Source organism: Bacteroidota bacterium (genome assembly GCA_039714315.1).
Taxonomy (GTDB): domain Bacteria; phylum Bacteroidota; class Bacteroidia; order Flavobacteriales; family JADGDT01; genus JADGDT01.
In genome coordinates this window covers 1-16,454 of the sequence record JBDLJM010000069.1, presented here as the reverse complement: position 1 = coordinate 16,454, position 16,454 = coordinate 1, and the positions used below count along the sequence as shown (strand labels likewise).

Genomic DNA, 16,454 nt, shown 5'->3' with positions numbered 1-16,454 from the left:
ATCAAATTAATATCCAAACGGACTTCTTCCAACGCCCATTCTGCCATAATTACCCATTCCATATCCGCCATAAGGGTTCATATAAGGGCTGGCGCCTTTATCATATTGAACCTGGATCCCTATTCTTGCTCTTTCTCCTATCTTAAATTCTGCTCCTAACGAAAATCCCTCAGACCCATAAGGACTATATGGATTATATCCTGACTGATTCATCCCTGAATTATTTCGCGAATTCATATCATAATAACCGGAAGCAAAAACTGTCACATTAGGATTTACCTGATAAGCACCTGAAGCGTAAACGATGGCCTGAGTTTGAGAGAAATTCCTGTTTTTCATACCTTCACTTGTCATCATCATACCAGAAAATTGAGTTTGATTCATCAGGAAACCAACAGTAAACGATGTTTTCTTTCCTGCCGGAAATGTTACTGACGGGGAAGCATAATAACTAAATGCATTTGCATTTGTTCCAAAATTGCTAAAACTGGACCCAACATTAAAATTATAATTTACATTGGCATCATATGACACCTTTTCATCATTGTTGTCTTTTGAATACCAGGCATCCGAATCAACCGAGTTTTGTGAGTAACTCAATGTAGAGATGAAAAGTAACAATATAAGGTAAGCTTTCTTCATGTGTTCTTATTTAACTTTTTAAAATAGCGGACTACTCCTTAAATTTTAAATTGCATAGTGTAAAAATAACAAATTATACGTCTTATAAAAAAAACCTTATATAAATAATACAACATTTAGGATAAAAGTAAAAAAAACACTTGTGATATAATGATGTAAAAACAAAGCTAATACCAAATAAACATCAAATAAGTTTGTTTATTTGTATTACCTTTGCGACATGGGAGAAACAACAAGACAAAAACGTATTCAGAAACAAATACAACAAGATTTAGCAGAGATTTTTCAGACTGAGGCAAAAATTGCTTTTAAAGGAATGATTATTTCTGTTACCAGAGTAAAAGTAACAAGTGACTTAATGGACGCGAGAGTTTATTTAAGTGCATTTCCGATGAAAGACAAAAAAGCCTTCATGGAATATATAGAGAACGAAGCTCCTAAATTCAGAAATTTGTTAGGGCAACGCATCAGACATCAGATGAGAAGAGTTCCTAATCTTGATTATGTTTTTGATGATTCTTTAGACTACGTTGATGATATTGATAACGCATTAAAAGGAAAAGGTACAGATCCAATCAAAGATTCAAAAGAATAATCCTCAAAAAAATCAATATAACATCAGCTAAAAATATTATTAGCTCTTAATGAACTTTCCCCTTTACATAGCACAGAGATATCTTTTTTCGAAAAGCAGCAACAATGCTGTCAACATTATTACTGCCGTATCTGTGGTAGGAGTAACTGTTGGCACTATGGCCTTGTTAGTTGTATTATCAGCTTTTTCCGGTTTAGAAAAATTTTCTATTTCCATGCTATCAACTTTCGATCCAGACCTGAAAATAACAGCTTCTGAGGGGAAATCTTTTTCATATACCAATAAAGTTGACAGTATTCTAAACAAACAAACAGATATTCAATATTATGCAAAAACTTTAGAGGAGAAAGTATTTTTGAGATATAGAGATAAAGAATACATCTCAAAGATCAAGGGGGTAGACAAAAAATTCACAAAAGTAAATGAGATAGATACTACTATATACGCCGGAAGATGGATCAATCATGAAAGTCCGGTTAATGAGGTTGTAATTGGTGGCGGAATTGCACATTACCTGTCTTTAGGATTAAGAGACAGCTACAAGGCCCTTGAAATTTACGTTGTAAAACCCGGAAAAGGTCAGATTAGCGATCCTTTAAACAGCTTTAGGAGAAAAGATGCTCAACCTGTTGGTTCGTTTGCTATAGAAAAAGAAATTGATGAAAAATACCTTATTTCTACCTTAGGTTTTGCCCAGGAATTACTTAACTACAAGCAAAATCAAATTTCTGCGATAGAGCTAAAACTAAATAAAAATGCTGACCCAGAAGAAATTTCTAAACAACTTAAATCATCACTTGGAAATTCGTACGTGGTAAAAACACAAAGAGAACAACATTCGCTGATTTACAAAATGATGAATACTGAAAAAGTAGTCACCTATCTAGTTTTTACATTAATCCTTATCATAGCAGTTTTCAATGTTATAGGCTCTATAAGCATGCTTATTGTAGATAAAAAGCACAACCTAAATACATTGTGGAGTATTGGAGCTTCTGAATCTCTATTGAGAAAAATATTTGTTCGTGTTGGATTGATGGTAACATTTATAGGAGGAACAGCCGGGATAGTTTTAGGTTCAATTTTAGTTCTCCTGCAGTATCATTTTAAGTTCCTGACATTTGGAGGCAGTTCGGCCATAGCCTATCCTGTAGAGTTGAATATCTCAAATGTTATTACTGTAACAATCACTATTTTCTCTATAGGATACATCGCTTCACTACTATCAGTATTAAAGCTTAAAAAGGAATTGTTTCAGAGTTAATAAAACTCTAAACAGATCCTATTTATAAGAAATTAGTTGTCAAGAAACTCTCTAAGATATAATTCTCCTTCTTCAAATACGGCATAACTCCGGCCTTTCACCCATTCACCTGTATTAATATACCTGGCACCTTTCGACAGTTTAATATCCATAGCTAAATGTCTGTGTCCAAAAAGAAAATAATCAACATCCATGGTCTCTAACTTTCGCTCAGCATATTTTATCAGCCACTCTTTATCTTCCCCCATGAAAACCATATCCGTATCTCCATTAGCCAGACGGCTTTTTCGGGAAAAATAATTTGCTATTCCTACAGCGAGATTAGGATGAAGCCTGGCAAACAACCATTTTGCAACAGGATTAGTAAAAAGCTTTTTCATTCTTTTAAAACCCTTATCCTCAGGACCCAATCCATCACCGTGACCAATAAAAAACTTCTTGCCTGAAAATTCAAATACTTTTGGCTTATGATAAACTTTTACTCCTAATTCTTTTTCAAAATAATCCCACATCCACATATCATGATTACCAACAAAAAATGTAACAGGGATACCTTTATCAGTTATCCGGGCTATCTTACCCAATACTCTGGCATAACCACGTGGAACAACTGATTTGTATTCAAACCAAAAATCAAAAAGATCTCCCAACAGGAATATATGCTCAGCATCCTTCTCGGCCATATCAAGCCACTTTACAAATAGTTTCTCTCTTTCGCGACTTTTCTCCACACTTGGAACTCCAAAATGCTGATCGGATGAGAAGTATATTTTTTTATTAGTCAAAATAGGCAGATTTTTGCTAAAGTGATAGTACTAAGATAGTTTATTTATTGTCTGATGCAAACCACTCTGCATACGAAGTAGCTGTTTCGTACAGTCGTACCGAATGCAATTCTATTTCACCGGGTAATTTTTTTTGTATTCTTTCGGCGAAATCCAATACCATGTTCTCGCAGGTAGTTTGATACGGAACATCAACAATTCTCAAAGGAACTATTCCCGACAAAGCTTCCTGAATATTTGTATGTCCGGTTTTACTATTAATCATCAGTGCATGGTCAAGCCTGTCAACCACTTCTTCCTTCACGATTCTTTTTAAATCCGAAAAATCCATCACCATCCCAAGTTTGGGACTAGCAGGATCGCTAATTGGTTCTCCAATTACAGTAACAAACATTTTATACGAATGCCCATGAATATTTTTACATAAGCCATCATGCCCATATAAAGCATGAGCCATCTCGAACCCAAACTCTTTTGTTAATCTTAATCTCTTCATAATTCAGCGACAAATTTAAATAAAGATAATGAGATATTTATAATAAGTTAAATCAATTGAAATTATGAGAATATTATAGTTTGATAACCAGAAAAGAAGAAGGCTTGGTTCCCCAACCAAGCCTTTATAAACTAACCCTTAATATGAAAAACTCTACCAATTCTATTGATAAGTTGATCAAATGTAGTAATTCTTATTATTGCCCAACTTAAAAGCCGTTAACAAGTAGATTTTTTGGATAAAATGCACAATTATATAGCTGTGCAGACATTTAATCTAAAACGGCCAAAAATTGTTATCATTCCAAATATCTTCTTTTAGTCCGTTATTTAAATCATGTAATGATTTTTGATGCCCCATCTCCCAATTGGCCAACATTGAATACATGTCTCTTTCATTTTGAGTCTCTGCTTCTTTAGCTCTTTCGGAATACAATTTTACGGCTCTGGTTTCAAAATCGATCGCTGCCGAAATAGCGGCAGCTTCGAAACTTGCAGCACTCACCTCTTTTTTGAATTTTTCTGACAAAACTTTCATAGCAATTTCATCATCAGCATCTTCTTCAACTGCACCGGGCGATAAGAACTCATTAGTGCGAGAATAATGGGCAAATTGAACCGAAAGATACTTAATATGCTGTTCCTCTTCTTCAGCCATCATTTCAAATATCTGCCTTGCCGACTTACTCTCTGAACTTTGAGCTACTTTAGAGTAAAACTCTTTACCTCTTCGCTCCAGCAAAATTGCTTCCTTTAATATATCAGTTGTTGTACGTACCATTTTTTTCAGTATTAAAAATAGAAGTTAATTCTCTATAAATTTACAAGTAATATTTGTATTAAAATAGAAAACATCTCGATTTAAAACCTAGCAATCAACTTATTACTGCCATACAAAAATAAAAAAACGAAGTAATACCAGTTATAAATTAAAATTACTGGATTAAATCGCTTTATTTTGCCCATAGCTTCAAAATAAAATTAAACCATAGCTATGGCTATGCTTGAATTTTCTTTATTACTATGAACAAAATAAACCCAATTTTCTTTCCAGTAAATTTAAATCACAACTGGTATAATATACTTAAGGCATTAGAACACAAACTTAATTTTGAACCTGACACCAAAAGGATTTGAATTCGCATTATTTAAGTAGGAACCTCTCCAAACCGCATCAACCCGAAGAACCTTGAAAATGTTTTCGATACCGGCACTATATTCGAAATACCCATCACTGGGAGCTAAATATATAACTTCCGACTTATTTATTTCATAATTTTCTTTATTGAGGATATCTCCCCAAACAGCTCTAAATCCAGCTACAGCCCGAAGATCAAACCTATTAAAAAGGGGGATTTTACTCATTACCCTACCGTTGAAGTGATGATCGATGTGCAAGGTTGCATAGGTGTCTGAGACAAATTCATAATAGTTCATCAAACTAAACATATTCTGCTCCGTAACTATAGTCTGATTACCGGGAATTACATCCATCAATTGGAGAGGTACAGTGCCAAATGTCTTGCCAAATTCAGTTATAATAATTGTCTTTCCAAATCCTCCGGTAAGGAAAGGGTGACGATAAAGAAATTTCACTTTATCATAATTAAATCCAGAATTAACAAAGCCGGCTACCCCTCTGATATACTTGAGTCGGATTGTAGGATGCCAGTTTGTTACATAATCCCGATCTACTCCATAACCAATTTCTTTTCTGTCAGGTGTGTAAATTACAGAGAACTGAACCTGAAAATCATCTAACTGGTTTTTTATTTCACCGGAAGCAGGATCTAAATATGCCATATTAAAACCATCAACAGCGGTCATGAAATCGTATTTTGTACTTACTTTGAAACGGAGATTTTTTACAGCTTCCATTTCAACACCCATCCTATACGAAGTTGTATTTGTAAGCATTGTATTATCTCCTATCGTAAAAATACTAGAGGCGAAATTCTTAGAATAAACATCATTTTCCTGCGATAACAATACTCCTCTTTGTTCAAGATCATCGCGTACTCCTATAGAAAATATCCAACGATTCTTTTGTGATATCAAATAAGAAAACCCTAATCCAAACTTGAAATCTTTATCACCAAATCCATATGCAGAATATCCACCTATTCTCCATTTATCATTCATGCTAAAATAAGTTCTTGCCCCTGCCTGCAACCTCAGACCCTCTATCTGATTATAACCTATCAGGTTGTAATAAGGACCATAATCAATTACACCTAAATTAAGCCACCCTGAAGATAGCACCTCTCCTAATTTCTTGTAGGCTCTAAATTTCTTATCCTTAGCAAGAGATTCATGCATAGCATAAATATCCTGATCTTTATTTTCCAGTCCAATAGGTCTTATTTTTTTCCAATCACTATCGCTTCTTGTAAAAGGCTTATCATTAATAACATCAGTATTAGCAGCGAACGAAACAGGAGTCATTTTCTCAAGATCATGATCGTAATACGTTGTTACTTTTATTGCCTCCGCCCCAATAAACCTAAACTGTTTAAAAGGACTGAAATCCATAGTTAAACTATCTTTTACTACAGTAATAAGTTTATCATTTACCTGCTTAAACTTCTGACTTATAGAAACATCGTTAACAAAATTTACATTAAAGCCCTTTGTTGCTTTTAGGTCAATAGAATGAACAACGTATTTAACTGTATCTGCCCAAAAGCTTCCTTCGAAAGTTAATTCTCTTTTACGCTTAGGAAAATACTGGATTTTATAAATTCTATTTCCCTCAAACATTGCACTGTCTACAATAGCATATCGGTACGACAATAAAGCACGATTCGATAATGGACTAATAAACTTTTTGTTAAACAGTATCACGGAATTGTCGAAAACATTGTAATCGAGATACAACTCCTTCAGGTACATTGTAACACTTTGGTTAGCTTTAAATCCGGATGTATTACTGGCTTCCAGTACTTCTTTCATTTTATCCGGATTATTTTCCCCATACACCTGATGAATCTCTTCAACAAGCAAGGTCGGCACATAGGTATAGTCTCCTTTATTATACTTTCGGGTTTTAAATTCATCAAAACCTTTTAGAGGACCAAGGTGTTTTAAGGTTGAATCAGGATCATAAAGATCGAATCGAACCTTATCGTATTTTTTATACCTAAAAGTTTTTCCTTGTTCCAGAGAGTGTTTTTTATGGTTTTTTCTTATCCTTTTCAGGATATAATGAGCAGGGTTTTCTTTTGTATTATCACCAACTACAACTACCTCGTTTAAAACTTCAGAATCGGGATCAAGATATACCTTGTAATTATTAATTGGAGAAATTTCTACTACTTTCGACTGATAACCAATAAAACTAATCTGTAAATACTTATCACCCGGGTTAATTACTAAAGAAAATTCTCCCCAAGAATTAGTAATGGTTCCGTTAGTCGTGTTTTTAACAATTACATTGGCATACTCAATTACCTTATTGGTTTCGGCATCATATACCTTACCCTGAATGGTCTCCTGGGCCGATAATGACAATATACTAACGAGAAGTAATATAGATAGAGATATATAATATTTTTGAATTCTTCTTACCAAATTTGTTCTTCATTTTATTAAACTCGTAAAATACGAAAAATATAAAATGATACTATTAGATAATTCACGCATTTAGGGCCAGGTTCTTACCGTTACCCCACCTACACAACAACCTGCTTTACTGCGATATACAGCACAAGTCAATTAGTCAAAATTGAAATAAAATCTTTTTCAGCAGGTTAAATATATACTTATTGAAAGATTATTCGTTCGAGAGAGTGCACTTTATTAATTTAGGATTGCTTCAATGTTCGGAGGATACAGTTTTAAATCAGCTTCTGATTTTTCAACGAAGCCTGATAATAAACTGCTATTTTAGAGGTAAAAAATTATGAAATAATCGTTTCATTTCTAAATCTATCTTCGAACTCTTCGGGGTTTAATGCATTTTCTACATTAAAATCACCTATTTTAGTTCGGCGAAGCGCAGAAAGATGTGCCCCGCTCTTTAGATGTTTTCCAAAATCGAAAGCCAATGATCTGATATATGTTCCTTTTGAAACAACAACTCTAAAATCTATCTCAGGCAATTCAATTCTTGTTATTTCAAATTCACTGATATTAATTTTTCTGGATTCTACATCAACACTTTTACCTTCACGGGCCAATTCGTACAACCGCTTACCGTCTTTTTTTAATGCAGAAAAAACAGGTGGATATTGATCCTGTTCGCCAATAAATGCCTCAGCGGTCTCCCTAATTAAACTATCATCAATATGTTCGATCGGAAATACCTTATCGATCTCGGTTTCCAAATCGTATGATGGTGTTGTTGCACCCAAAGTAAAAGTACCTGTATATTCTTTTACCTGAGCCTGAAATTCTTCGATTCGTTTTGTGAATTTCCCGGTACAGATTATCAACAACCCACTTGCCAACGGATCCAAAGTACCGGCATGACCCACTTTAATTTTTTTAACACTAAAACGTTTTTTTATCAGCCATTTAATCTTACTAACAGCATTAAAAGAAGTCCATGTTAGCGGCTTATCTATCAGGAATACTTGCCCATTTTTAAAATCATCCAACTCCACCCCACAACAATTTTATATTAAACCAACGTATATGTCAACGAAATAGCACCTACAATAAAACAGTAAACAGCAAACCAGGTAAGTTTACTTTTCTTTACTAAAGATATCATCCATGTACAGGCTACCAGTCCCGTAATAAAGGCAGCTACAAAACCTATTGACATCGGTAAAAACGAACTGTTCGATACACTTATTTCACCACTCATCAAATCCTTAGCTATCTTTCCCAGTATCAAAGGTACGACCATCAAAAAAGAAAACCTAGCCGATTTTTCTCTGTCTATTCCCAGCATTACAGATGTAGAAATAGTGGCTCCGGAGCGTGAAATTCCCGGCATAATAGCTATTGCCTGTGAAATTCCAATTATCAAAGCCGATTTAAAAGACACATTTTTTTCAGTATTTTTAGCTCTGTCGGCCAGTAATAATAATAAGCCCGTAATAAGCAACATTCCTCCAACCAGAGTTAAGTTACCTTCGAAAAGCGACTCAATTTCATCATTAAAAAACACTCCAATTAATGCAGCCGGCACCATAGAAACAATAATCTTTAGTGAAAACTGAAATTCTTCATTCCACGTAAACTGAAAAAAACCTTTAAGTATTTCCAAAATATCTTTTCGAAAAATAACTATCGTACTTAAAGCTGTTGCTACGTGCAAAACAACAGTCATTAGCATGCTTTCTTCAGGCATTTTATTTTCGCCTAAGATAACTTTTGCTATTTCGAGATGCCCACTTGATGATACCGGTAAAAACTCAGTTAAACCTTGAATAATGCCAAGAATTATGGCGTCAAAAATTTCCATGGAAAGGGTAATAATTTATTTGTTTGGTTTTGCCAATATGGCCCATATTTCAACAGCGAATCCTACAACAACTACTAAAGGAGCAACACGGATACGCATAGAACTAAACATCTCCTCATTAAAAATTTCAGGATTAGTTGTAGCTCCACCCGACATTAGAAAATAGCCTAATGCTATTAAGGCTAATCCAATCCCCATTAACAAGTAGTTCTTTTTACTAAACAAATATTGTTTTTCTGTCATATTATTAATTATTAATTCAAGAAGACTGCAAATCTAGTAATAAAGTTCTTCAGTTTTCAAGCTTAAGTATTTATTCATTGCAAAAAATGTACTTACCAATGCTATAATCATTCCTGATATTAGCACTCCAAGATAGAGTACTCCATAAATTTTCAAATCATTCATATCGGATAATATAGGAAACTTCAACTGCAAATAATACAACATTCCACTCAGCAGAGATAGAGCAACTAATGCTCCCAATACCCCAAGTTTAATATTATGCAGAATAAATGGCTTCCTGATAAAGCTTTTTGTAGCCCCTACTAACTGCATGGTTTTTATCGTAAATCGCTTTGAATAAATAGACAGCCTTATGGAACTATTAATTAGAGCGATTGCCACTACCATAAACATTCCTGCAAATATCAACAACCAAAAACTTATTTCTTCTATATTTCTTGTCATCTGCTCGATGAGCAGTCTATCATATATCACCTCTGTTACATAAGGTTTCTCCGCTAAACTTTTCTCAATAGCATCCATCTGGTCAGGGTGAACAAATTCGGCGTTCAGGTGAATATCTATCGAATTCTTTAATGGATTATGGCCTAAAAACTTAACAAAATCTTCTCCAAGTTCTTCTTTCAAACTTTCTGCAGCCTCATCTTTCGAAACATATTCGGTAGATTTTACAAATTCTGCTAATTCAAGTGACTTTTGAAGTTTTTTTACATCAACTTTTTTCGCAGAATCTTTTAGAAAAATTGTAAAAGCAAAATTCTCTCGCACATGATCTGTAACTTTTTTAGCGTTGAGAGCCAAAACACCTATCACCCCCAACAATAACAATACCAACGAGATACTAACCACTACCGAAGCATAAGAAGTACGAATACGTCCTTTATTTACTTTTTCCATGTATTTTACTTTGCCTTGTTCAATTTATTCGGGCTAATTTATAAAAAACAATCAGATTTATACTTTTTCAAATACTATTTAGTATAAATTGCGTTTTAAATATTAAAAAAGCGAAATATCCACAACCACTACTTTTGTTTCTTACTTAAAAACTGTTGGGAAACAAAAAAACATCATGGAAGTAACACAAACTCACAAAGCATTCTAAAATAAATGAAACAGCTATGCGGGTCTTTTAAAAATAACTGAATATGAAGAAAAAAATTGCGTTAATACTACTGTCTATTCTAACTTTGTTTATTCTGGCAATAATAATTGTTCCCTATTTATTTAAAGATGAGATCAAAGATGAAATTTTAAAATACGCGAATCAAAATTTTGACGGAGAAGTTCAAATAGAAGATTACGACCTTTCATTACTGTCGAACTTCCCTGAGTTTACATTCAATTTTGAAGGTGTAAAAGTGATTGACACGAACAAAGTAGAATTGCTAAACATAAAAAATGCTTCTGCCAAAATAAATTCGAAAGATTTCCTTTTAACAAAAAGTATATCTATTGAAAGTATAATAATTTCTCAACCTAAAATAAACTACCGATTAAGTGCTGACACGGTAAATAATGACACGATTACAAAGAAAGACGTCGAAATTAACGAAGTCAGCGATCCATTGGATGAAGATACCGGAGACAGCCAAAGTCAATTATCTTTTAATATAAACAGTTATGAAATTGTTGAAGGAACAATAAATATAAAAGACGAAAATAATAATGATTTTATAAAAATTTCGAACTTAAATCATAACGGCTTTGGAGTTTATGAAGGAAATAATTTATCTGTCAACACATCTACACTAATTGAAGATATTACCATAATACAGGACAAAACCACCCTACTGGAAAAAACCAAGATCCAGGGAGATTTAAATCTTGATCTAAACTTTGATGACAGCATTTACTCTTTAAAAGAAAATAGCCTAAGTATTAACAACATAAAGCTAAACTGGGTTGGAGTAATAAAAGAAATTGAAGACAGTTATGATATTGATTTGAGGTTTGACACTCCGGACTCTAAATTCAAGGACCTGCTGGCTATTATTCCCGAACATTACAAAAAAGATTTTGACAAAATTGAAACTAAAGGAGAGTTTAATATAGAGGGTTACATAAAAGGTATCTATAACGAAAATATGATGCCCGGATTCGACATTAAAGCACAGGTAAGTAATGCATCTATAAAATACCCCGATATGCCTGAAAAGCTAAGCGACATTAACCTGCTTATGAAAATAAATATGCCACAGGGTGATGACCTCGATCAAATTGTAATTGATATTCCAAGTGCATCGGCCAAAGTAGCCGACAATTCTGTTGGGGGAAATTTCAAAGCTAAAAATTTGATTTCTGATCCTGATCTTAATGCAAATTTACTGGCTAATATAGATTTATCGAAGGTTAGAGATGCCATTCCAATGGAGAAAAACGAGGATATTGACGGTAAGATAAACGCAGATATGTTTTTCAAAGGAAAAATGTCTGATTTAGAAAATGAAGATTATGAGAAATTTGAAGCTAAAGGAAAAATATCTCTAAAAGATTTTACATTCTCTAGTAATTTATTCAATGACAAAATAGTAATTGATGATGCAAACATGGATATAAGCCCACAATTTCTTTATCTAAACAGCTTCAATTTCAAACTCGGCAAAAGCGACATACAAGCTAAAGGAAAGGTATCGAAGTACCTTGAATATTTCTTAAAAGACAAACAACTTTCAGGTAATCTGGATATAAAATCGAATACCCTAATTGTTTCCGACTTTATGCCAAAGGAAGAAGTATCGTCGAAAGGTACTGAAGCCGACGAAACCAAACAGGAACAAACAAAGAAAGCAGAAAGAGAAGAATCTGAAATGGAGGTTATTCAAATTCCGGCCAATATCGATTTTACAAATAATATTACCATCGATAATTATTACTATGGCAATATTAAGGCAAAAAATGTTAAAGGTTTGCTTGGTCTAAAAAATCAGGAGGCGTACCTAAAAAATGTTTCCATGAATATGTTTGACGGTGTTATAAAGGTAGATGGGAAATACTCTTCGAAAGATACTCTTGCTCCAAAAACCGATTTTGATTTAGCTCTTAACAATATAGACATCCATCAATTATCAGAAACTTTTGAATTTGTTGAGAAAGTTGCTCCAATTATAGAAAGTGCAGAAGGTAAGGTAAGTGCCAAAATTGATTTTAAAACAACTCTCGACAGTGTAATGGATCCGGTTTACGAGACAATGTACAGCAAGGGAAATATAAAAACTTCTAACATAAGCTTAAGTAATACAGGCTTTCTGAATGATTTGGGAGATGTACTGAACGTTGAGGAGCTTAAAAAAGATCCAAATGTTGAAGATATCAACCTCAGCTATTCTGTTGAAAAAGGAATCATGACCATAGCACCGTTCAAGCTCAATATAGCTGATATAAAATCTGACATAAAAGGAAGCTCTAATATAGGCAGCCAGACTATTGACATGGATATTTCGATGATTTTTCCTAGAAAATATCTAAGTGAAGATGCAAACAACATAGTAAATAGCGCAGTAAGTCTTGCTAATTCGTTTGGAGCTAAATTAAGTGTTGGAGAAAACATTGATGTAAATGCGATAATAGACGGCAATATTAAATCGCCAGACTATTCATTGAGCTACGGTCCCGAAAAAGACCGCACACCGGAAGAATATCTAAAAAAAGAAACAGACAAGCTAATTGATAAAGCTAAAAAAGATGCTGAAAAGGATCTGAAGAAAAAAGCCAAGAATTTATTAAACGACTTGTTTTAATAATGAGGGCTGTCTTATAAGCCTTAAAAAGCATAATTCTTAAAGCCTGTGGAAGGCAGACAGATAGCCCAAACAGAGTCAAAGAATCTCATGATAGCAGTTCCGTTCATGAGATTCTTCGGCTTCACTGCGTTTCGCTACCCATGACAACCTTTTTTTACCGCAAGGTTCGCAAAGTTATGCGCTAAGTTTCGCGAAGTATTGAAGTATTTTTGCGTTACGTTGCGATTATTTTTTTGTCATCAGCTCACCTGCCCGTCCGGTCAGGCGGGTTGGAGTTTTTGAGAAAAAAAACTTAGGCCTCAGAATGACGACAAATTTACTTTTTATACCAAATAAACATCAAAATGCACCGTAAATTATTCGGAAGAGTCAATTGGTATTAGACAGCATCTTTACATCAATCTTTTAGTCAGCGAGCCTTTTTCCAAAATAATTTTGTTTCGCCCCAGCTTAAGGAATCCTTTATTTTCGAGTTGTTTTAGCAGTCTCGAAATTACAACTCTGGTTGTATTCAGCTCGTATGCAATTCCCTGATGTGTAACAGGGAGGGTACTGGAAGCAATTGCTCTTGATTTATCGTATAAATACCTCAACAAACGCTGATCCATATTAGAAAAGGCAATACTGTCGATAGTCTCCAAAAGATCGTCGAACCTGAAATTGTAGGTGCGGGTAACAAAAGTTTTCCAACTCGGATATTTTGTCATCCACTGATCCATCAAAAAAGTAGGAATTATTGCTATTTCAGAATCATCCTCTGCAATAATTTTCACTTTACTCGGACGGTGACTCATACAACATGTCAAACTCATAGCACAGGTTTCGCCGGTAAAGATATGGTAGAGATAGTGCTCGTTCCCGTCACCATCTTCCCTGAGAATCCTTAATGAACCGGATAAAACCATTGGAAAATCACTAACTTCATGACCTGCAGAAAAGAGAATTTCTTCCTTTTCCAGTTTTCTAACAGTTCCATTCTTTGCCATCTCCTGAATCAATCCTGACTCAAGCATAGGAAATACTTTTTGCAGCCTTTCTAACATAAATATTTTTATTGGAACAACAAAAGTAATAAAACTTATTATAATGCTACTAATTTGTGCAGTTAAGACAATTTCGGGTAGGGATAGTAACGGCAGCTTTGGCAAAAGGAGCTGATGTGAATAAAAAAATGAGGTGGCCGCGCCTCAAGCGCGGACCCCCTCATTTTTATTATGAACTCAGCGAACTTGCCAAACTACAGTGGATAGCCCGGCAACCTGCCTAATAATTTTTCTTATACTTTGCGAAATAAACTTTAGCGGCTTTCTTAACCTTCGGTGCCAAAATAATACCCGATATCATCGTCGGGAAAGCCATCAAGGCATATGCACTATCGATTAGGCCCAGAACCACTTTCAGACTAACTACCGATGCTACAGGAATTGACAGCACATAAAGAACCGTATAAATCCAGCTGTATTTAGATCCGAAAATATATTCGAAACTTTTCTTACCATAATATGGAAAAGAGAACAATGTTGTGAAAGAGAATACAAAGATTGCAGATGCAAGTATGTAAGTTCCGTATCCAGGTATTACTGTTTCGAATGACATCATAGTAAGATGGACTCCTGTTTCGCTTGGGTCAATCCAGACACCGGCAACCAGAATAGCAAGGGCGGTAAGTGTACAAACAATCAAAGTATCAAAAACCGGAATTAACATAGACACCAAACCTTCTCTAATAGGCTCATTTGTTTTTGCCGCACCGTGAGCCATAGCAGCAGTACCGATACCGGCCTCGTTAGAAAATGCACCACGTCTTGTTCCCAAAATAATCAATGCTCCAACAGAACCTCCCAAAACCGAATTAGCCGAAAATGCATCGGTAATTATAAGTTCGAATGTAGGTATGATACTCTGATAATTAATAGAGAGAATATATAATACGGCAATAAAATAAAACACCACCATAACAGGGACCAACATAGAAGCTGTCTTAGCAATTCTTTTAATCCCTCCTAAAGCAATTACAAGAACCAAAATTGCAAGAATTATTCCAATGCTAAGGTTAACATAAAAGCTTTCCTGTATTCCAATATTTTGTAGGATAGAAGTATTTATTACCTGTGTAAGCTGATTGACGTTAAACATAGGAGTAAGACCTACCATTGCAAAAATTGAGAATAAAATTCCCATCCAGCGCCAGTTTTTGCCCAACCCTTCTGAAATAACATACATTGGTCCACCCTGCAACTCACCTTTATCGTCTTTACCACGAAACATAACTGCGAGTGATATGGTATAAAAATTCGTCACTACTCCTACAACAGCACTAATCCACATCCAAAAAATTGCTCCCGGTCCACCGGTAGTAATTGCGATTGCTACTCCGGCAATGTTACCCATACCAACTGTACCGGCAATTGCAGTAGATAGAGCCTCAAAGTGATTAATATCTCCCTTCTCTCCGCTTTCATCGTATTTACCCGATAAAACACCAATAGCATGCCCGAAATAACGCAGAGGCTCCAGTTTACTGTGTATTAGAAAGAATAATCCCCCACCTATTAGTAATAACAACAATGGGGTCCCCCAAATAATGTCAGCAAATTCAATAATCAAATCACCCAAGTTCATATATGTATTGTAAAAATTATAACAGATCTGTATCCGTTTTTAAAAAAGCTGTGCAAAGAAGCAACAAAGTCTATAAACCTAACAAAAAAGATTGATTAATAACAAAAGCACATTAGCTTTTTACATATTTAACACAATAGGCTCTTGAAAAAATGATATTCATAAAAATGAACACAAATATTTTACAATAATCAACATTGAGAAAAATAAAAAGCTAATATAGAACTGTTAAAAATTACTCCAGATTTGGGTAAAAAAGCGATGAAAAACCAAAAATAAGATGATTCCTACCTCAAAAATGAGAGTTTCTTGACAAAGGAACCGGACGCAAAATAATGAATTTTAATTGTTTAGATGTTGGATTTTCCAGATTCAGAAAGCGAAATACTACTTTTTACTTACAGACAGTCAAATACTTGGACAGCATGGTTTTGTTAATTTTTGACTGGACTTTATATAAACTACTGAATTACTGCACATTAACCAATACAAATATAACAAATTGTATTATAATTGCAGTATTAAATATGAATTTATAACCAAAAAACTTGTATATCATTATGAAAAAGTTATTTTTGTTCTCAGTAGTTGCATTTGCACTTTCAACAATATCATGTGAAAAAGGTCAGTTGAAAGATCTTGAAAATCC

The 16,454-nt window shown here is 34.3% G+C and carries 14 protein-coding genes; 3 read left to right on the top strand and 11 right to left on the bottom strand.

From position 1 onward, the window contains the following. Positions 1-6: 6 nt before the first annotated feature. Positions 7-642, bottom strand: coding sequence for a hypothetical protein (locus tag ABFR62_08335; GenBank protein MEN8138427.1), 636 nt, complete (start codon positions 640-642; stop codon positions 7-9). 220 nt (positions 643-862) lie between these two features. On the opposite strand from ABFR62_08335, the gene rbfA reads away from it, so the two are divergent. Beyond that, entirely contained in the window at positions 863-1,237 is a 375-nt protein-coding gene (gene rbfA / locus ABFR62_08330) for a 30S ribosome-binding factor RbfA (GenBank protein MEN8138426.1), read from the top strand. Positions 1,238-1,286: 49 nt separating this feature from the next. Then, positions 1,287-2,501, top strand: coding sequence for an FtsX-like permease family protein (locus ABFR62_08325; protein MEN8138425.1), 1,215 nt, complete (start codon positions 1,287-1,289; stop codon positions 2,499-2,501). Positions 2,502-2,533: 32 nt separating this feature from the next. Here ABFR62_08325 and ABFR62_08320 read toward each other — a convergent pair whose 3' ends face one another. The 8 genes from ABFR62_08320 to ABFR62_08285 all read right to left on the bottom strand — a co-directional run bounded on the left by ABFR62_08320 (position 2,534) and on the right by ABFR62_08285 (position 10,337). Next, on the bottom strand, positions 2,534-3,295 hold the full coding sequence (locus ABFR62_08320; protein ID MEN8138424.1) for a UDP-2,3-diacylglucosamine diphosphatase: 762 nt from the start codon (positions 3,293-3,295) through the stop codon (positions 2,534-2,536). A gap of 31 nt (positions 3,296-3,326) precedes the next feature. Then, positions 3,327-3,782, bottom strand: a complete 456-nt coding sequence (locus tag ABFR62_08315) for a 6-carboxytetrahydropterin synthase (GenBank protein ID MEN8138423.1) — start codon at positions 3,780-3,782, stop codon at positions 3,327-3,329. A 276-nt stretch (positions 3,783-4,058) separates the two neighbouring features. Further along, complete coding sequence (locus ABFR62_08310; GenBank protein ID MEN8138422.1) at positions 4,059-4,562, bottom strand: ferritin family protein; 504 nt, start codon at positions 4,560-4,562, stop codon at positions 4,059-4,061. A gap of 311 nt (positions 4,563-4,873) precedes the next feature. Further along, positions 4,874-7,351: a DUF5686 family protein gene (locus ABFR62_08305; GenBank protein ID MEN8138421.1), complete on the bottom strand. Its 2,478-nt coding sequence runs from the start codon at positions 7,349-7,351 to the stop codon at positions 4,874-4,876. 329 nt (positions 7,352-7,680) lie between these two features. Then, a complete protein-coding gene (gene truB / locus ABFR62_08300) occupies positions 7,681-8,385 on the bottom strand; it encodes a tRNA pseudouridine(55) synthase TruB (GenBank protein ID MEN8138420.1) in 705 nt (234 codons plus the stop codon). A 17-nt stretch (positions 8,386-8,402) separates the two neighbouring features. Further along, complete coding sequence (locus ABFR62_08295) at positions 8,403-9,194, bottom strand: undecaprenyl-diphosphate phosphatase (GenBank protein MEN8138419.1); 792 nt, start codon at positions 9,192-9,194, stop codon at positions 8,403-8,405. A 15-nt stretch (positions 9,195-9,209) separates the two neighbouring features. Next, on the bottom strand, positions 9,210-9,437 hold the full coding sequence (locus ABFR62_08290) for a DUF3098 domain-containing protein (protein ID MEN8138418.1): 228 nt from the start codon (positions 9,435-9,437) through the stop codon (positions 9,210-9,212). Between the two features lie 33 nt (positions 9,438-9,470). Continuing rightward, positions 9,471-10,337, bottom strand: a complete 867-nt coding sequence (locus tag ABFR62_08285; GenBank protein ID MEN8138417.1) for a permease-like cell division protein FtsX — start codon at positions 10,335-10,337, stop codon at positions 9,471-9,473. A gap of 251 nt (positions 10,338-10,588) precedes the next feature. Here ABFR62_08285 and ABFR62_08280 point away from each other — a divergent pair, with 251 nt between their 5' ends. Further along, on the top strand, positions 10,589-13,180 hold the full coding sequence (locus tag ABFR62_08280) for an AsmA-like C-terminal region-containing protein (protein MEN8138416.1): 2,592 nt from the start codon (positions 10,589-10,591) through the stop codon (positions 13,178-13,180). A gap of 395 nt (positions 13,181-13,575) precedes the next feature. On the opposite strand, the gene ABFR62_08275 is transcribed toward ABFR62_08280, so the two are convergent. Further along, positions 13,576-14,196: a Crp/Fnr family transcriptional regulator gene (locus ABFR62_08275; protein ID MEN8138415.1), complete on the bottom strand. Its 621-nt coding sequence runs from the start codon at positions 14,194-14,196 to the stop codon at positions 13,576-13,578. Positions 14,197-14,446: 250 nt separating this feature from the next. Further along, on the bottom strand, positions 14,447-15,805 hold the full coding sequence (locus tag ABFR62_08270) for an alanine/glycine:cation symporter family protein (GenBank protein ID MEN8138414.1): 1,359 nt from the start codon (positions 15,803-15,805) through the stop codon (positions 14,447-14,449). Positions 15,806-16,454 lie beyond the last annotated feature (649 nt).